This window comes from Gilliamella sp. LMG 34360, assembly GCF_984568995.1.
In genome coordinates this window covers 2,713,144-2,731,277 of the sequence record NZ_OZ474900.1, presented here as the reverse complement: position 1 = coordinate 2,731,277, position 18,134 = coordinate 2,713,144, and the positions used below count along the sequence as shown (strand labels likewise).

Genomic DNA, 18,134 nt, shown 5'->3' with positions numbered 1-18,134 from the left:
GAATCTAGATTAATTACCTGATTACTGTTTTTTTTGTATATTTAAAAACATCCCATGGTCCACGTCCTGATAACGTGAAAGATGAAATCATTGTAAAACTAAATGCGATGGAGCCAAGGACTAAATAAGCTCCTTCAAAACCAATTTTAACATACATCAAACCAGCAAATGTAGACATAAACATGATGGATAATTGTTTTGCAAAACAAAATGCAATCAAGTAAACGGTTGCTGATAAACGGATAGGGAAGTGCTTAGTGATATATTTAAAGGCGCCAACAAGTAATAATGGTGCTTCAAACATGTGTAATGTTTTTAATATTACTACTTCAACTGCGGTGCTAGCAAACGCTGAGCCAGTTATGCGAATTGACATGATTATACCCGCAATCAATAAGGTATTTTTACTGCCGATTTTCATTACAATTATTGGTGCAAAAAACATTACTGTAGCATTTAAAAATTCACCAAGCGTTGTGACATAACCAAATGCTTCGCGACCAACTTGTTCACTAGAAAAGAATGAAGTAAAAAAGTTAGCAAACTGTTGGTCAAACACATCATAAGTACATGCCACACCAACGATATAAAGCATAAAGAACCACGTTTTACGCATGCAGAGTAAATCTAAAGCCTGTTTTATATTAAAAGGTTCAGGTTTATTTAATCCCATTTGCTCGACAACATCCGTTGTTGAAGTTCTTGCGGGATCAGCGATCTTGACTAAAACTAGAAGAATCAGTGCAAATCCAGAGCATAACCAATAAACAGCATTGACGTTTTTTGATATCATAATCCCAACAAATGAAGCACAAATTGCCCATCCAAAACAACCAAACATACGACTGCGACCAAATTCAAAACCGCTACGACGACTGATTTTTTCAACTAAAGCTTCTATAGATGGTGCTCCTCCACTAAATACCATGCCTAGATAAAATCCACCCACAATTGCGCCTAATGTGACATTAAATTTGAGTAGAGGTCCAAATACAAAAATAAAAAATGGTCCAAACAATACTAATAGCAGGGTAATAATCCAAAGAAGATGCTTTTTTAATCCCAATTTATCTGAAATCAAGCCAAAAATAGGTTGGAAAACTAACGCAAATAATGAAATAAATGAAAAAACGTATCCTGTACTTGCTTGGTCTAGTCCAATCATTTTCAACCAAACTGGAAAAAATGGGACATAGGCTCCCATAATAAAAAAGTAAAGGAAAAAGTAGAGGCTAAACACCCAATAATTCTTATTATGCAGTGATGACGTAATGTTTTGATTCATGATGAACTTCCTTTGTTGAGCTTTAAATGATTTAGCATCATTTAGAAATCGTTTACACTTTTATTTATCTAAAAATTTATTGGTTTAAATTAATATTATCACTTTAGATATCCCAAAAAAGTGATCTGGTTAACATTTTATGAAATCGATTACATTTAATGTTTTCTATTATTTGTCAAAAAATTTCAGGTTATGCTAACGTTTCAGTATATTTTTATTTTATTTTTATTATTGTTTATGATAATAATAATCAAGATAGTAGGGGCTTGATCAATAATTGCGCGAAACGAATAAATTTTTTTATTCTTTAACATTTGGATTTGCACGATAGAAAAGTAATTCATGAAACCGATTACAACTGCTTGGCAGCAAAGGTATTCAATGGATTATCATTTATTAGATTGATTGCAAACTTCTTCAGGTTAAGATTAAAAATAGCGATTAAAAATAGAATTAAAATCGTTGTGATATGGCTATACCCAATTTACTATTGTACTTATGATAGTTAATGATCTGATTCAACTAAATCGATGGACTTTTTCATACTAATGACCAATAAGTTTTTTCTTAGTATTGTATTGAATCATAGTAAAAACTAATTTTAAATTTGTGTTTATTTTATCTCAATTTGAAAAATAAGCAGTTTTCAGTAAATATGCTGTGCATATTCTGTCTCAGTATGTTTTTGGGAACGGTTTATTGTTAGAAATCTTTTATTGAGGTAATTGGCTGGGTATTTTAACTTAATTATTGAAAAAAAAGTTAGAAGAGTAGGTGATTATATCTGCGGGTATTCACTCAGAAAAAAGAGCAAGTTTTCCACCGATGAGTGTCGATGGAAACTATTTCTTATAGAAAAACTAAATGACTACTCATTCTTGTCCAAACGTTTTGCAAAATCTGCCCAATCATAATAACCATCACAATTAACAGAAGCATTTTCCAACTGTAATTGATAATGTTGTGGTGGATTATTGATATCGATTGCCTGCCCGGTATAAAGTTGTTCAAAACTTTGATATACGTATTCGGCTTTAAAAAAGTATTTGCCAGATGATATATGGCGATAACGTTGGAAGATAACCATTCCTCCGATTGGGGTATTTTCACATTGGTTTGGTAGTTGGTATGGTGCAAAATCTAAAGCACCGAGCAATGCTGCAATGGTACTATCGTGACCAACAAGTAAGTTCACCTTATGCTGTTTATTGTGCAGTAAATCATCTATTTTATTGATTAATAGCTTACTAATGTGTTGAGCAATGGTTTTGGTGTGAAATACTAAATCAATGTATTGGTTACGAATTTGTATTAATTGTTGCCATTGTTCTCGGCTGGTTATTTTTCCCCATGCAATTTGATCTTTTGGAAATGCAGAATAATATTGTAATAAGAAAGCATCAACTGCACAAATTCCGATAGCTAATGGACCATGTAATTCAGGCTCTTCATTTTTCTTAAAATAGAGTTCATTAGGAATATCCGCAAAATCACATCGATATAGATCATATAATTGTGATTGCGGATACTCCAGTATATCTGATACCATTTGATAAGCTGGTGCTAAGTTTTTAAAAATTGCCCCAGCTTTATCAGCCTCTTCAATATCGTTTAATACAGCTTGTTTTAGTTCTGGAGAATCATCTTGCACACTTGGATCAAAAATCGGATCCATTTTTTCAATGGTATATTTGTGATGGATAGGAATATCATAACCCGCAAAAGCGCCATTAACCAAGAATTGGGCTGTTGCCACTGTTCTTTGAAGGCTGTTAGCATAAACATAAATATCTGGGTTTTCCGGTTCAATATTAATATTTTTTTGTTCAAGCCATTGTGATAGATAATGCCCAAAGAAAGCTTCTAATACACCACCTCGTGTCGTTAAATAACCATAAGCATGATCCCAGCTAGGCCATTTTAATGGACTGGACTTTTCTAAAAATGCTAGTGTGTTTTGTAACGGAGTGCGGATACCGTGACGACTTAATATAACGACTTTGTCTAATTGGTATTGATTGTTGTTCATTTAGTTATCCATCCTTGTTTATGCAAATAATTTAAAATGAAATCTCGTTGCCCTTTGATAATTGTTTCTGCAATTTTATCACTCCAACCATTCGTTTTTTGATTAGTCAGTCGATGGCTATAGTATTGACGCATCTGGGTATCATATTGTGCTAATAATTGATGATTGATTGGTTGATAGTGATTTTCAAAGAAAACTAATTCTTTCGGTAATCTTGGTTTTATATCTGGAGTTTGGTCAGGATAACCAATACAAAGCCCAAAAAGCGGAAGAACATATTTAGGTAAGGTAAGTAATTGTGTTACTTTCTCAATATTGTTGCGTAATCCACCAATATAAACCGTACCTAAACCTAATGATTCTGCTGCAATAACGGTATTTTGTGCCATAAAAGCCGTATCAATGCAACCCACTAAAAGTTGTTCTGCTTTTTCAAGAGGAATAGTTGGATCAATTTGAAAATGCCGATTAAAATCGGCACAGAATACCCAAAATTCAGGAGCTTGATTTATATAGCTTTGATCCCCTGAATAATGTGCTAGTTTTGAGCGATTCTCGCTATCAGTGATTCTAATTATTGTAGCGCATTGTAGAAAATTGGAGCTTGGAGCCGATTGTGCAGCTTGAACAAGTAATTCTATTTGCTCGTTGGTTAACGCCGTTGATTGGTAGGACCGAATTGAACGACGATGACAGATTAAATCAATTGTTTTATTTTGCATAATGGCTCCTTATTACGCTATTTTTTTCTGAATTGTAAATCCCAAACACCATGACCTAAATTTTGGCCACGTTTTTCAAATTTGGTAATAGGGCGATCTTCGGGTCTCGGAATGTAGTCGCCTGTTGCTGATAAATTTTCAAAACCTTCAGCTTTGGTTAAAACCTCTAACATATGTTCAGCATAATTTTGCCAGTCGGTCGCTAAATGTAAAATACCGCCTACTTTTAATTTTTGCCGAATTAATTGTACAAATTGTGGCTGAATAATGCGACGTTTGTTGTGTCTTGCTTTATGCCATGGATCGGGAAAAAAGATTTGCACTTTATCTAATGAATGATTAGGGATCATGTTTTCTAAAACCTCAACCGCATCATGACACATTACTTTTAAATTAGATAATTGGTTTTCTTCAATAGCCATTAAACAAGCGCCAACACCTGGCTTATGAACTTCAATCCCTAGAAAGTTTTTATCCGGTGCATTTCGAGCCATTTCAACTAATGATGCCCCCATGCCGAATCCTATTTCTAAAACGACAGGTTTATTTTCATCAAAGCATATAGGTGAGTTTGAATTGTATTCAATGCCAAATAGTGGCCATAAATTGTTTAATGCTTGTTCTTGACCTTTAGTTAAACGACCTTGTCGTAATACAAAACTTCGGATAGTTCTTTTGGACTTGATTTCTGGATTATTGCTATTTAATTTTTCGTTCATCACGTTATCTACTTAGATTGTGGAATTTTGTAAAATTTATTAATGGATTTGAGTGTTAGTTTACTCGATTTTGGGTTCTCAGCCAAAGTATCTTAAAGGCAAATTTTTTTAATTCGCAATTTTGATATATATATCAAATATTTTTGTTAAATTTTTATATTATGGTTGAGCATGATGGATAAATAATTATATAATTATGGCTCCGATTTAACCGATTACGAATAAAGTAATCATAATAACATGCTTGAGGATTTCTCGTGCCTGATATGAAGCTTTTTGCTGGTAATGCCACACCCGAACTAGCAAAACGTATAGCTAATCGTCTTTATACTTCTCTTGGTGACATTGTCGTAGGCCGTTTTAGTGATGGTGAAGTAAATGTCCAAATTAATGAAAATGTCCGTGGTGAAGATGTTTTTATTATTCAATCAACTTGCGCGCCAACCAATGACAATTTAATGGAATTACTAGTAATGATTGATGCAATGCGTCGTGCATCTGCGGGTCGTATTACTGCTGTTATTCCATATTTTGGTTATGCGAGGCAAGATCGTCGAGTTCGTTCAGCTCGTGTGCCTATTACCGCTAAAGTGGTTGCTGACTTTTTATCAACCGTTGGTGTTGATAGAGTATTGACAGTCGATCTTCATGCTGAACAGATTCAAGGCTTCTTTGATGTGCCTGTTGATAACGTATTTGGTAGTCCAGTTATTTTAGAAGACATGTTGCAACGTGATTTTGAACGCCCAATTGTGGTATCACCTGATATTGGCGGTGTTGTTCGTGCGCGTGCGATTGCAAAACTTTTAAATGATACAGACATGGCCATCATTGACAAACGTCGTCAGCGTGCTAATGAAGCAGAAGTGATGAATATTATTGGTGATGTTGCTGATAGAGATTGTATCTTAGTTGATGATATGATTGATACCGCAGGTACACTTTGTAAAGCGGCCGATGCTTTGAAAGCGCGCGGAGCTAAAAGAGTGTATGCTTATGCAACGCATCCAATTTTTTCAGGCAAAGCCGTCAGTAACATTAAAAACAGTGCTATTGATGAAATTGTTGTTTGTGACACAATTCCATTAACTGCTGAAGTTAAAGCATTGAAAAATGTGCGCCAATTAACTTTATCAGGTATGCTTGCTGAGGCAATTCGTCGCATCAGCAATGAAGAATCAATTTCAGCAATGTTTCATTACTAATTGATTTTAGCATTATGGTTACTAGCCCCTTTTTGGGGCTTTTTTACTTATAGCAACACATATTATCGAATTATCATGACAACTATTAAACTTATTGTAGGACTTGCTAATCCAGGCAATGAATATGCTGCAACTCGCCATAACGCGGGTGCGTGGTTTGTTGATCAATTGGCAGAACGATATCATCAATCATTAAAAAATGACCCCAAATATTTTGGTTACAGTTCAAGGATAACTCTTTCTGGTCATGATGTACGTTTATTAGTGCCAACAACCTTTATGAATTTAAGCGGTAAAGCGGTGCAGGCTATGGCTACATTTTATCAGATTAAACCAGAAGAAATTCTTGTTGCACATGATGAACTTGATATTAATCCAGGTATCGCCAAATTCAAATTTGGTGGCAGCCATGGCGGGCATAATGGTTTGAAAGATATTGCCAGTAAATTAGGTAATAATTTGAATTTTTATCGCTTAAGAATCGGTATCGGTCATCCTGGCGATAAAAATAAAGTGGTCAGCTATGTTTTAAACAAGCCTTCTAAATCTGAACAAGAGTTGATTGATAAAGCGATTGATGAGTCAGTACGTTGTACTGAAATTTTATTATCTGGTGGTATTGAAGCTGCGATGAATCGATTGCATGCTTTTAAAGCCTAGTGAATAGACTTGATGATTATCTGACCGATAACATAGCATTTTTAATAAAAAATCCACCTATAATAGCAGGTGGATTTAGTGTACTTTTGTCTTCAGTTTTAAGAGAAAAGGTGAGCTACATTCCCGCCTTTTTCTGCAATTTTTTTCATTACCGCTTTAATTAACCATGTATTCATAGCTGCTGTATCATCGGTACTCCCTGTATAATCAAGCTCTTTAGCTAATTTTTTACGCGCATCTAAACTGTTATCTAAGCCTAAAAGTTTTAAAAGATCAACAATTGATGTCTTCCAGTTTAGTTTTTCAGGGAATTTTTTAGCTAAGTCTTCAAGAATTGCCATAACATCAACATTTGATACAGATGTTTGATTTCCTGTACTTTGTTGATTGGTTTGGTTTTGTTGATTCTGCTGGTTCTGTTGATTTTGATCTTGACTAGTTGATGCTGTATCTTTGTTATTACCAGTAATATTATTGACTTGATTCTTTACAGCATCAGTAACATTACCTACTGCTGCTTGTGCACTTGGAAATATTTTAGAAAAAATACTATTTAAGATACCCATATTACACCTCTTATGTTTAAACTGCTTTTGAAAAGACTGCTTAACGATATAGATGTAGATAATATCGTTATTAATATAACGCGGAATGGGAGGAAAAGTCAAAACAGTAAAATTTTGATAGCATTTTATAATTTAAAAGTTAGGTTCATGATTTTCTCTAATCATCTTTAATAATAAGATTATTTTAAATATTACTTAGCGTTTTTAATAATTATTTTGCTTTTATACATTCAATTTAACTTTTTTAAATAGTATTTCTATTAAATTGGTTATATTAGTTTTTTAACCATATTATAAAAATAGGCAAATTTAAAATATCATAAGATTGATTTGATTATTTGACTGATTAAAATTGTTTATTGACTAACTGATTAAATTTGAAAAATTAAATTACTGCTGTAAATTATTATTGCGACGTGTTAAATGTCGCAGGATCATTACGTGGATTAATACAGCATTTGTATGCAGTATAGAGGATTCTTAATTATATTTATCTAGATGCAATACATATCTAGACTTTATTCATTATTATGAAAAAAAACACCCATTTAAAATGGGTGTTTTTTATATAGAGAAATAGATATTATTCAAAAAATGCACGCTTAATGGCATATTCAATACCACGAATTTCTGCTAAACCGCGTAAGCGACCTATACACGAATAACCTGGATTGGTTTTCTTTTTAAGATCATCTAACATTTGGTGTCCATGATCTGGACGAACGGGAATAGAACGTTTAATTCCTGCTTGTTTACGGCGCTGTTCTTCAGTAACGAGTGCTTTGATTACTGCATACATATCCACATCACCACCCAAGTGGTCACCTTCGTGGAAAGAAAGTGGGTTTTGTTCGCGAACCGTTGCACGTAAGTGAATAAAATGAACGCGGTCAGCAAATTTTTCAGCCATTATAGCTAAATCATTATCATCTCGCACACCGTAAGAACCTGTGCAAAAGCAAAATCCATTGTGAATACTATCTACCGTATCTTTGATCCATTGCATATCTTCGATGGTTGACACAATACGCGGTAAACCTAAAATTGGTCGAGGAGGATCATCTGGATGCACCGTTAATACCACACCTACTTCTTCAGCAACGGGGACGATAGCTTTTAAAAAGTAGGCATAATTTTCGCGTAATTTGGCCTTATCGATGCCATCATACGTCGCCAAATGTGCTCTAAATTGTTCCAAAGAATAGCCTTCTTCTGCCCCAGGTAAACCTGCAATGATATTAGCAATTAGTTTGTCTTTATCTGCTTGAGTCATTTTCTCAAAATAAGCTTTTGCTAAATCGATATCTTCTTTTGAGTAATCTTTTTCGGCATTAATTCTTTCTAAAATATAAAGGTCAAATGCAGCAAATGCAGTTTGATCGAAACGTAAAGCTTTTGAACCATCTGGTAGCTCATAAGCAAGATCGGTGCGAGTCCAATCTAACACAGGCATAAAATTGTAACAAACAGTATCAATGCCACAAGCTGCTAGATTACGAATTGATTGCTGGTAATTTGCAATATGCTGTTTAACCTTTCCTGAATGCGTTTTGATCTCTTCATGAACAGGAATACTTTCAACAACAGACCATGTTAATCCTTTTTCTTCAATAATTGCTTTTCGTTTTTGTATTTCTTCAACTGTCCATATTTCGCCATTTGGAATATGGTGCAAAGCTGTAACAATTCCAGTTGCTCCAGCCTGTTTGATATCATCTAGTGATACTGGGTCATTTGGTCCAAACCAACGCATCGTTTGTTCCATATAAATCTCCTCAATGATTTTTATTTACTTAATTTTCTAAACGAAAAGATCTATAAACAATGCTGATTTTTTATTGTCTATTGGTTAACAATATTAACTGGAATAGAATCAAATAAATAACCATCAAAATTTGGATCTTCACTATCAGAAACGGTCATTAATGTTTGTTTAACATTTTCTAAATGTTGCCACATAGCATGGCGTGCACCTATTGCATCTTTTACCTGCAATGCTTGCAGAATTTTTTCATGATCATAAAGCCACTTTTTTCGATAACTATGATCGGTAATGCGACTGTGTAATTGATCCCACATTTTGCTGGTAGAACGTTTTTGCCATAAATCATTTAATAAACTTTCAAGTATTGAGTTTTTCGTTGCTTTGGCAATTGCAATATGAAACATCTCATCAGCACTGTAGTCATCCAGAATGCCTTGTTCTAACATTTGACGTTCTTGTTTTAAAATAGCTCTAAGCTCTATGATATCGGATTTCAAAATTTGTGAAGCTGCAAAAGCGGCAATATTGCTTTCAATTAGTTGCCTTGCTTGTAATAATTCAAATGGTCCAAAATCATTTTCTTCTATTTTTTTATCTTGTTCTGACAAAGTTTCATTTGGTAAACCAATTACATATACACCAGAGCCTTTTTTTACTGTAACTAAATTTTCAAGTTCTAGCATAATGAGTGCTTCGCGCACAACCGTTCTACTTACATTAAATGCGTCAGCGATATCGCGCTCGGGTGGTAATCGATCACCAATTTTATAAGTACCATTTTTTAATAATGATTTCAGCTCATTACCAATTTCTTGATAGAGCCGATTAATCGTTGGCATTATTTTTAATCCCCATTCTAATTTTGGTTATATTGCCTCAATTATAAGCTAATTGTTATAAGTACTATAAGTCAATTATGATTTAACTATGTTTATTTCGATAATTGGTATGCCAATATATTTTGGTATTATTAAATATTTTCAAAATAGTGCATATTAAATAAACCAAAAAATGTGATTATGATCACAAAAAATAAAAAATGAAGATGAAAAGATTATCTATAAGTGAAAATATGTCTAACCAATATAGTATTTAATTTGTTAATTATGGTGAGTAGAATGTTAAATTTATCAAATATCCCACAATCAATTGAACATAAACCTTCCTATGACAGAAAAAAAATGATTTCACGCATAGTTCATTTAGGATTTGGTGCGTTTCATCGTGCACATCAAGCATTGTTTATGGATCGCTTACTGAATAAAGGAACAAGTGATTGGGGAATTTGTGAGGTTAATATTGTTGGTGGTGAAGAGTTAATTCATGATATTCGTCAGCAAGATCATTTGTACACCGTATTAGAAAAAGGAGCTACAACAAAACAAGCATTTATTATTGGTAGTGTAAAAGAGTCGCTTTTGGCATCTACCGACGGCATTGAGGCAATTTTAGAAAAAATGGCCGATAGTGTGGTAGAAATTGTGTCTTTAACCGTAACCGAAAAAGGTTACTGTATGCGACCAGGTGGTGGTGACTTAGATTTAGATAATCCTCTGATTAAAGAGGATTTAGCCAATCCATCTAAACCTATGTCTGCCCCAGGTGTTATTGTTGAAGCGCTTTATAGAAGAATGCAAAGAGGAATAAAACCATTTACTGCATTATCCTGCGATAATATCCCCGAAAATGGAGTTGTTTTGAAAAAAGCGATATTAGGTTTAGCAAAAGCGCGAGATGCAAAATTAGCACAATGGATTAAGGTCAATACAACGTTTCCATGTACAATGGTCGATCGTATTGTGCCTGCTGCAACATCTGAAACTTTAGCAGAGATTAAAAATACGTTAGCAGGCATGGCTGATCCATGTGGTATTGCCTGTGAACCTTTTATTCAATGGGTTATTGAAGATAATTTTGTTTCTGGTCGCCCTAATTGGGATGAAGTTGGGGCAGAGTTTGTCGATGATGTGGTTCCCTATGAAGAGATGAAACTACGTATGTTAAATGGCAGTCATTCTTTTTTAGCTTATCTAGGTTACTTAGCAGGGTATGAACATATTAATGATTGTATGAATGACCACAATTATAAAAAAGCAACACTAGCACTGATGATGCAACAACAAGCACCTACACTGCATGTTCCTTCACAGGTAAATCTATCACACTATGCTGAGCAACTTATTGAAAGATTTAGTAACCCTTCACTGAAACATAGAACTTGGCAGATTGCCATGGATGGTACTCAAAAATTACCACAACGTATGCTTGATTCTGTGCGTTGGCATATTCAAAACAATTCTGATTTTTCATTACTTGCATTAGGCGTAGCCGGTTGGATGCGTTATGTAGGTGGCATGGATGACAATCAAAATGATATTGATATACGCGATCCAATGTTTAGTGAATTAAAAACACTTGTTGACTCAAGTCAAGATGGTCAAGAAAGAGTAACCGCTTTATTGAGTTTGAATGCAGTGTTTGGTGATGATTTATCGAATAATTTGCAGTTCAAAGAATACGTCACCAATCATTATCTTTCTTTAATGCAAAAAGGGGCAAAACAGACAATCTGTGATTTAGTGATTTAAAGGTGTATAACGATCATAACAAACTATTTAAATGATCACTTTTTGCAAATAAATGAATATTTAAGCAGTATAGATAGTAAACGAACCAATTGATCATTTTTAGATTACTTTTGATGTGATAAAAATCAGATTAAATAATTTTTTTGATACTGAAGTAAAATAGAAAACAGTTGGTACAACCTCATTATAAATATTTATAAAATATCAAATTTTATTATTAACGCTTTTTGGAGCGACGATCCAAAATGCATAACGTTTTTGGGATGATCAACATTCTAGTTTAGATTGGCTCATCCTAAAACTTTCAATTTTTATAAACAAAGTGTCACTGAGAAATTGTTAAAATTGCAACATTGATATGGAATGACAATACTGAGTTCAAAGTGTAGGGCGGTAAAACTTATATTTGTTTATGCTTTTATGTTAATAAAAAATAAATAGTATTGTGCTAATTCTCAATTAGCTTTATTCAGTAAATACAACGACTTTTATTTATAAGTAAAAATAAACATCAGTAAGAACAAAGTGGCAACAATCTTGAAATAAACTCATGGTTTTATTAAGTGGCATGATAAATACTTTATACGAGTAAATAATCCATATAAAAATACTTTTATATTCAAATGAACAATTAATTTATTGAATATTATATCATTTGATATTTAGACAAAATATCGTAGTGAGATACTATTGTTTTTCAATAAAAAAATAATAAACTGTAAATGTCTTTTTTAAGTAAGACTTTTTTATTTAAATAAGGTAAATTAATGCTACTTATTTTGCATGATGTGTAATTCGTTGACTATTATTTTATTCGGAAATAAAGGTAAGTATCAAATATGCGTTATAATGAGCCACAGATGTTAACTTCAATTTTGTCTCAACAAACTTGTTTATCCGAGATAAAAGAAAAAACATTTGCATTGAATAAATTGGCTGATGTGATTAATGAGTTATTGCCATCTTTGTTAAGGCAGCAATATAGAATTGCTAATTATCGTCAAGGCGTTCTTATCCTTGAAGTAAGTTCAGCTAGTTGGTTAACCAGATTAAGATACGAACAAAGTAATTTATTATCTGAAATACGAAAGCAAATATTACCATCCTTATCTTCAATTCAATATAAAATTAATCCAGATATTTCCAGTCAACATGTAAAAATGATTAATGATTCATCAAAAAGTGTTACAATTACGAGAGCTTTAAGTCCCCAAAGTGCCATTTATTTGTCTGCTTTGGCAGAAAGTGCACCCGATAAACTAAAAAAGCAATTGATTAAACTTGCTAACCATGCAAAATAAGTAAAATAATTGAGCAATAGAGTATAAAGTTTTATAACGAAAAGATACAAGGAGTGAAATATGGATAAACAGATGATGATTTATCTGGTTATTGGCTTAGTAATTGGTTTTGTTTTAGGTATTATTTTAACGAATATTTTTAGTTCAAAAGGGCGTCAATTTGCACAAGTAAAACGTCAACTTGAGGAAACTGAAGAGCAGTTAAACGTTCAAAAACAGACAATTGTTAAATATTTTTCACATAGCGCTGAAATATTAGATAACATGGCTAATGATTTTCGTCGTCTTTATCAACATATGGCTGAAAGTTCAGGAAAATTTACTTCAGAAAATGATATGCCAGTTATGGCTTTAGATGCGAATAATGATACTACTATAAAAAAACAATTCACTCTAAAAAAACAACCAAAAGACTATTCTGATGACTCTTCTGGTTTATTCAAAACTGATGAAAATAAATCATAATTAATCTTAGTTTTTTCGCTAGAATTATCTGGTGAAATGTTATGGTAAATATTAAATTTATAAGGAAGAGAGTGTTTTATGATTAATAATTCTTTACTAAAACCTAAAAAAATACTTAGCTTAATTGCTTTAGGCTTAAGTCTTTCTTTAGTTACCTTACCGAATGCCTTTGCTGTTTTCCCTTCGTTTCCAACAAGTGAAAATTCTCAGCAACCAAGCTTAGCGCCAATGTTAGAGGCAGTATTGCCTTCGGTTGTAAGTATCAAGGTTGAAGGAACAGCTCAAATGCAAACCAATATCCCCGAAGAGTTTAGACGATTTTTTGGGTATCCCGATAGTCAATCTAGAGCTTTTTCTGGTCAAGGTTCAGGCGTCATTATTGATAGTGAAAAGGGTTATATTGTTACCAATAATCATGTTATTGATAATGCTGATAAAATAACGGTATCATTAAACGATGGACATGAATATACTGCTAAATTAATAGGTAGAGATCCTCAAAGTGATATTGCATTGCTTAAAGTTGAAGAGGCTAAAAATTTAACGGCCATTACTTTAGCTGATTCAGATAAATTACGTGTTGGTGATTATGTTGTCGCAATTGGTAATCCATTTGGAATTGGTCAAACTGTGACATCTGGTATTATTTCTGCACTCGCTCGTAGTGGACTTAATATGAATGGCTTTGAGAATTTTATTCAAACAGATGCCTCAATCAATCGTGGTAATTCAGGGGGGGCGTTAGTTAATTTAAATGGTGAATTAGTAGGAATTAATACTGCCATTATTGCACCTAGTGGTGGTAACGTTGGTATCGGTTTTGCTATACCGAGTACGATGGTGAAAAATTTAACTTCTCAATTGATTGAATATGGAGAAGTTAGACGTGGTGTATTGGGTATTAGAGGTAATGAGTTAACCTCCGATATTGCCAAAGCATTTGATTTAGATGTGCAAAAAGGCGCGTTTGTAAGCGAAGTGCTTGACGATTCTGCCGCTAAAGCAGCAGGGATAAGATCTGGCGATGTGATTGTTTCAATGGATGGTAAGCCTGTTGATAGTTTTGCCGAACTGCGAGCTAAAATTGCAACTACAGGTGCGGGTAGGACTGTGCAACTAGGCATAATTCGTGAGGGTAAAACAATAACTGTTAATGTCAAATTAAAAAATAGTGATGAATCTGCTACAGAAGCAAAATCATTACATCCAGCTCTTGAAGGCGCAACATTAAGTAATGGCAATATCAAAGGTCAAAAGGGCGTTTTAATTGAAGGCATTACTAAAAATTCACCAGCATCTCGATTAAGTTTACAAAAAGGTGATTTAATCACGGGTGTAAATAAACAAAGAATAAACAATATTGCTGATTTGCGTAAAATTATCGATAGTAAACCATCAGCGATTGCGTTAAATATTGTACGTGGTGATAGTCAACTTTATCTTATTTTACGTTAATTGATTGCTTAATTTGATTTCGCCGATAATATTTATCGGCGAAAAACATAAATGTTAACCTCTAATTAGATATGTTAAAATCATATCCATTCTACTGCTACCATAGTACTCATACTAATGCTTAAAAAAATTTTATGGCCAATATTGATTGGTACTGTTTTAGCTATCGTATTATTGATTATATTTCCATCATTACGTAATGGGACTCAATCAAATTTTGCAAACTCCATTTTTAATAATGACCCTATGAGTTATTCATTTGCGGTTAAAACTGCAGCTCCCGCCGTAGTGAATATATACAGTCGTTCAATTAGTTCTGTACCAAATCGCTCACAAGATAGTGCAATAACGCCATTAGGCTCAGGGGTTATAATGAGCAAACATGGTTACATTATTACTAATTATCATGTAGTAGATGGTGCGGAACAAATCATTGTTGCTTTGCAAGATGGAAGAATTTTTGAAGCTTTGTCTGTTGGTTCTGATAAATTAGTTGATATTGCTGTTTTAAAAATTGATGCGAAGAATATCCCAACAATTCACATTAATCCTCAGCGCGAACCGAATATTGGCGATGTCGTTTTAGCAATTGGTAATCCTTATAATATTGGGCAAACTATCACTCAAGGAATCATTAGCGCAACGGGTCGAGATGGATTAAGCCCATATAGAAGACAGAATTTTATTCAAACAGATGCTTCAATTAATCATGGTAATTCAGGTGGCGCTTTGGTTAATACAAAAGGCGAATTAATGGGTATTAATACCCTCACTTTTGCAAAAAATATGGGAAATGAAATTCCAGAAGGCATTGGATTTGCAATTCCGACATCTTTGGCCGTTAAAATTATGAATAAATTGATACAGGACGGTAAGGTTATTCGTGGTTATATTGGTATTGATGGGTTAGAGTTTGCGCCAACACAAAATCCAAGTGATTTACCTGTTGTGTTAGGGATTTTAGTGACCAACGCTGAAGGACCTTCGTTACAAGCGGGCGTGCAACCTAATGATATTTTAATTATGGTTGATGGTAAACCGGTTAAATCAATTGTTGAAACAATGGATCAGATTGCAGAGTTGAAACCAGGGATAACCGTCCCCATTGTAGTGTTACGAAATGGAGAAAAGGTTGAATTGCAAGTGGTAATAGGGCAATTGCCTGTTTAATAGGTCTTTTTTATAGCTTGATTATTTACCGTTTAAGGCGTATAATTCGCGACCTTATCATGTTTTTTAACACTCGTATGGTGTATAGATTTTGCTTTTAAGGCCGTTTATATAGCGATACGAACAAACTTTAGAGGTTTATTATGAAAGAAGGTATCCACCCAGAATATAAAGCAATTAAAGCAACTTGTTCTTGCGGTAATGTTATTAATACTCATTCAACAATTGGTCATGATATTCATCTTGACGTATGTGGTGAGTGTCACCCGTTCTATACAGGTAAACAACGTGATGTTGCAACTGGCGGACGCGTAGATAAATTCAAACAACGTTTCGCTATGGTTGGCGGTAAAAAATAATTTTCCGTAAATTATACAGTCAATATTGAAAAAGGCGCATAATGCGCCTTTTTTGTTTTTTGTCTTAATGAATGATGTTATTCGTCAATAAAAAATATAAATAACACCTATTCATCAATTAAGTCGGGATTGATACCTAAATTACTCATTATTTCCTTAGCTTGGCTAGGGATACCATCTTCACGATCTTTCTGTAAGTCTTCGTCGCAAGGTAGTGGTTGACCCGTGTAAGCATGGAGAAACGCTTCACATAATAGTTCACTATTCGTTGCATGACGTAAATTATGCACTTGTCGGCGCGTACGTTCATCAGTCAATATTTTTAATACTTTTAAAGGAATTGATACAGTAATTTTTTTTACTTGCTCACTTTTTTTACCATGCTCAGCATAGGGGCTTATGTATTGGCCGTTCCATTCCATCATATTCTTCACCAAATCACATCACAATTTATAGGGTTAATTTTAACTTTTTTTTTATTTTGCTGCAATCTATACATCGAGATAGTTAGACGTCTAGACATATTGACGTCTTAAATGGTTGTGTTATTCTTGTACATGAAAGTTTTATAATAAATAAAATATTATTTAGGAATGTTATTATGGCTAGCCAATCTAAAAATTTAAGCCAAGGTACTATTGCTGTCCGAGGTGGGATCAATACTGATGATCAATATGGGAGTGTCGTCCCTGTCATTACCCCGTCAACGTGTTACCGTTATCAAGAATTTGCAACACCAAGAGAGTTTGATTATGCACGTAAGGCAAATCCAAGCAGGCGATTCGTTGAGGAAACGGTCGCCAAGTTGGAAGGAGGGGTGGATGCTATTCTTACTAACTGTGGTATGTCTGCTATTCATCTTGTCAGTGTCGCACTACTAACACCCGATGACTTGGTGGTTGCTCCCCACGATTGTTATGGTGGTAGCTATCGTCTTTTTAATAGTTTAAGTCAACGTGGTTATTTCAAGGCGAAATTTGTTGATCAATCCGATCCAATTGCACTAAAAGAAGCTTTAAGTTTACGTCCAAAATTAGTATTGATTGAAACGCCAAGTAACCCATTGCTTCGAGTTGTTGATATTCAAGAAATATCACAACAAGCACACGATGTCGGGGCTTTGGTGTTAGTCGATAACACATTTATGACCCCTATATTGCAAAAACCTATAGAGTTAGGGGCGGATATTGTAACCCATTCATGTACTAAATTTCTTAATGGACATTCCGATCTTTTAGCGGGTATTTTAGTATTTAAAGACCAACAGCTTGCTACAGATGTTTTATGGTGGGCCAATAATATTGGTACCCTCACTTCATCATTTGATAGTTATTTATTATTACGTGGATTAAGAACGCTTGCTGCGCGAGTAACTTTACAACAAGCCAATGCACAAAAGGTCGTTGAGTTTTTAGTTAACCATCCGAAAATTGCTAATGTGTATCATCCATCACTACCGTCTAATCTTGGACATGAGATTGCCAAAAAACAACAAAAAGGTTTTGGTTCATTGCTAAGTTTTGAATTAGCTGGAGATCCCGAGGTAATGCCTAAATTCTTAAAGGCACTTAATATTATTACGTTAGCTCAATCTCTAGGGGGGGTTGAAAGTCTAATCTGTCATCCAGCAACGATGACCCACTCAGGTATCACTGCTCAAGCACGTAAAACAGCCGGTATTTCAGATCAACTACTTCGTATTTCTGTTGGTTTAGAGGATATCGATGATTTATTAGGTGATTTAGAACAAGCTTTAGCTGTCATTTAAAATTTTAGTAGTAATGATAAAGTTTAATGAACAATTGATATGCTCTTTCGGATCAATTCTGTTTTTTCAACTTTATC

The 18,134-nt window shown here is 33.9% G+C and carries 17 protein-coding genes; 9 read left to right on the top strand and 8 right to left on the bottom strand.

Translation table 11 applies throughout. From position 1 onward, the window contains the following. Positions 1-13: 13 nt before the first annotated feature. The 4 genes from AC5LW9_RS12290 to trmB form a co-directional block, all read right to left on the bottom strand. The gene (locus AC5LW9_RS12290; RefSeq protein ID WP_493455991.1) at positions 14-1,285 is read right to left on the bottom strand and encodes an MFS transporter; all 1,272 of its coding nucleotides are present in this window, start codon (positions 1,283-1,285) and stop codon (positions 14-16) included. An 868-nt stretch (positions 1,286-2,153) separates the two neighbouring features. Further along, entirely contained in the window at positions 2,154-3,314 is a 1,161-nt protein-coding gene (locus AC5LW9_RS12285) for a histidine-type phosphatase (RefSeq protein ID WP_493455990.1), read from the bottom strand. Further along, positions 3,311-4,036 (bottom strand): oxygen-insensitive NADPH nitroreductase, encoded by a 726-nt coding sequence (nfsA, locus tag AC5LW9_RS12280; protein ID WP_493455989.1) that lies wholly within the window; start codon positions 4,034-4,036, stop codon positions 3,311-3,313. The genes AC5LW9_RS12285 and nfsA overlap by 4 nt, the downstream gene beginning before the upstream one ends. 17 nt (positions 4,037-4,053) lie before the next feature. Next, positions 4,054-4,755 (bottom strand): tRNA (guanosine(46)-N7)-methyltransferase TrmB, encoded by a 702-nt coding sequence (gene trmB, locus AC5LW9_RS12275; RefSeq protein WP_493455988.1) that lies wholly within the window; start codon positions 4,753-4,755, stop codon positions 4,054-4,056. 257 nt (positions 4,756-5,012) lie between these two features. On the opposite strand from trmB, the gene AC5LW9_RS12270 reads away from it, so the two are divergent. Both AC5LW9_RS12270 and pth read left to right on the top strand, forming a co-directional pair. Beyond that, a complete protein-coding gene (locus tag AC5LW9_RS12270) occupies positions 5,013-5,960 on the top strand; it encodes a ribose-phosphate pyrophosphokinase (protein ID WP_065738556.1) in 948 nt (315 codons plus the stop codon). Positions 5,961-6,035: 75 nt separating this feature from the next. After that, entirely contained in the window at positions 6,036-6,620 is a 585-nt protein-coding gene (pth, locus tag AC5LW9_RS12265) for an aminoacyl-tRNA hydrolase (RefSeq protein ID WP_198235867.1), read from the top strand. A 98-nt stretch (positions 6,621-6,718) separates the two neighbouring features. Here the strand turns inward: pth and AC5LW9_RS12260 are convergent, their stop codons facing one another. From AC5LW9_RS12260 to AC5LW9_RS12250, 3 genes are all read right to left on the bottom strand, one after another. Continuing rightward, positions 6,719-7,186 (bottom strand): DUF3597 domain-containing protein, encoded by a 468-nt coding sequence (locus AC5LW9_RS12260; protein WP_198226811.1) that lies wholly within the window; start codon positions 7,184-7,186, stop codon positions 6,719-6,721. Positions 7,187-7,769: 583 nt separating this feature from the next. Continuing rightward, entirely contained in the window at positions 7,770-8,951 is a 1,182-nt protein-coding gene (gene uxuA, locus AC5LW9_RS12255; RefSeq protein ID WP_144091319.1) for a mannonate dehydratase, read from the bottom strand. A 77-nt stretch (positions 8,952-9,028) separates the two neighbouring features. Continuing rightward, positions 9,029-9,790: a GntR family transcriptional regulator gene (locus tag AC5LW9_RS12250; RefSeq protein WP_198226814.1), complete on the bottom strand. Its 762-nt coding sequence runs from the start codon at positions 9,788-9,790 to the stop codon at positions 9,029-9,031. Positions 9,791-10,069: 279 nt separating this feature from the next. Here AC5LW9_RS12250 and AC5LW9_RS12245 point away from each other — a divergent pair, with 279 nt between their 5' ends. The 6 genes from AC5LW9_RS12245 (at position 10,070) to rpmE (ending at position 16,289) form a co-directional block, all read left to right on the top strand. Further along, positions 10,070-11,539, top strand: coding sequence for a mannitol dehydrogenase family protein (locus tag AC5LW9_RS12245; RefSeq protein WP_198235866.1), 1,470 nt, complete (start codon positions 10,070-10,072; stop codon positions 11,537-11,539). 839 nt (positions 11,540-12,378) lie between these two features. Then, positions 12,379-12,840 carry a DUF721 domain-containing protein gene (locus tag AC5LW9_RS12240; RefSeq protein WP_198226818.1) on the top strand — a complete coding sequence of 154 codons (462 nt, stop codon included), beginning with the start codon at positions 12,379-12,381 and terminating at the stop codon, positions 12,838-12,840. A 60-nt stretch (positions 12,841-12,900) separates the two neighbouring features. Beyond that, positions 12,901-13,305: a Z-ring associated ZapG family protein gene (locus tag AC5LW9_RS12235; RefSeq protein WP_198226820.1), complete on the top strand. Its 405-nt coding sequence runs from the start codon at positions 12,901-12,903 to the stop codon at positions 13,303-13,305. Between the two features lie 78 nt (positions 13,306-13,383). After that, positions 13,384-14,760, top strand: a complete 1,377-nt coding sequence (locus AC5LW9_RS12230) for a Do family serine endopeptidase (RefSeq protein ID WP_493455987.1) — start codon at positions 13,384-13,386, stop codon at positions 14,758-14,760. A 117-nt stretch (positions 14,761-14,877) separates the two neighbouring features. Next, complete coding sequence (degS, locus tag AC5LW9_RS12225; RefSeq protein ID WP_065738565.1) at positions 14,878-15,930, top strand: outer membrane-stress sensor serine endopeptidase DegS; 1,053 nt, start codon at positions 14,878-14,880, stop codon at positions 15,928-15,930. 143 nt (positions 15,931-16,073) lie between these two features. Next, complete coding sequence (gene rpmE, locus AC5LW9_RS12220) at positions 16,074-16,289, top strand: 50S ribosomal protein L31 (RefSeq protein WP_034883381.1); 216 nt, start codon at positions 16,074-16,076, stop codon at positions 16,287-16,289. Between the two features lie 107 nt (positions 16,290-16,396). On the opposite strand, the gene metJ is transcribed toward rpmE, so the two are convergent. Further along, complete coding sequence (gene metJ / locus AC5LW9_RS12215) at positions 16,397-16,714, bottom strand: met regulon transcriptional regulator MetJ (RefSeq protein ID WP_086325922.1); 318 nt, start codon at positions 16,712-16,714, stop codon at positions 16,397-16,399. A gap of 176 nt (positions 16,715-16,890) precedes the next feature. Here metJ and metB point away from each other — a divergent pair, with 176 nt between their 5' ends. Continuing rightward, positions 16,891-18,057 carry a cystathionine gamma-synthase gene (gene metB, locus AC5LW9_RS12210; RefSeq protein ID WP_198235863.1) on the top strand — a complete coding sequence of 389 codons (1,167 nt, stop codon included), beginning with the start codon at positions 16,891-16,893 and terminating at the stop codon, positions 18,055-18,057. The last annotated feature ends 77 nt before the right edge of the window (positions 18,058-18,134 follow it).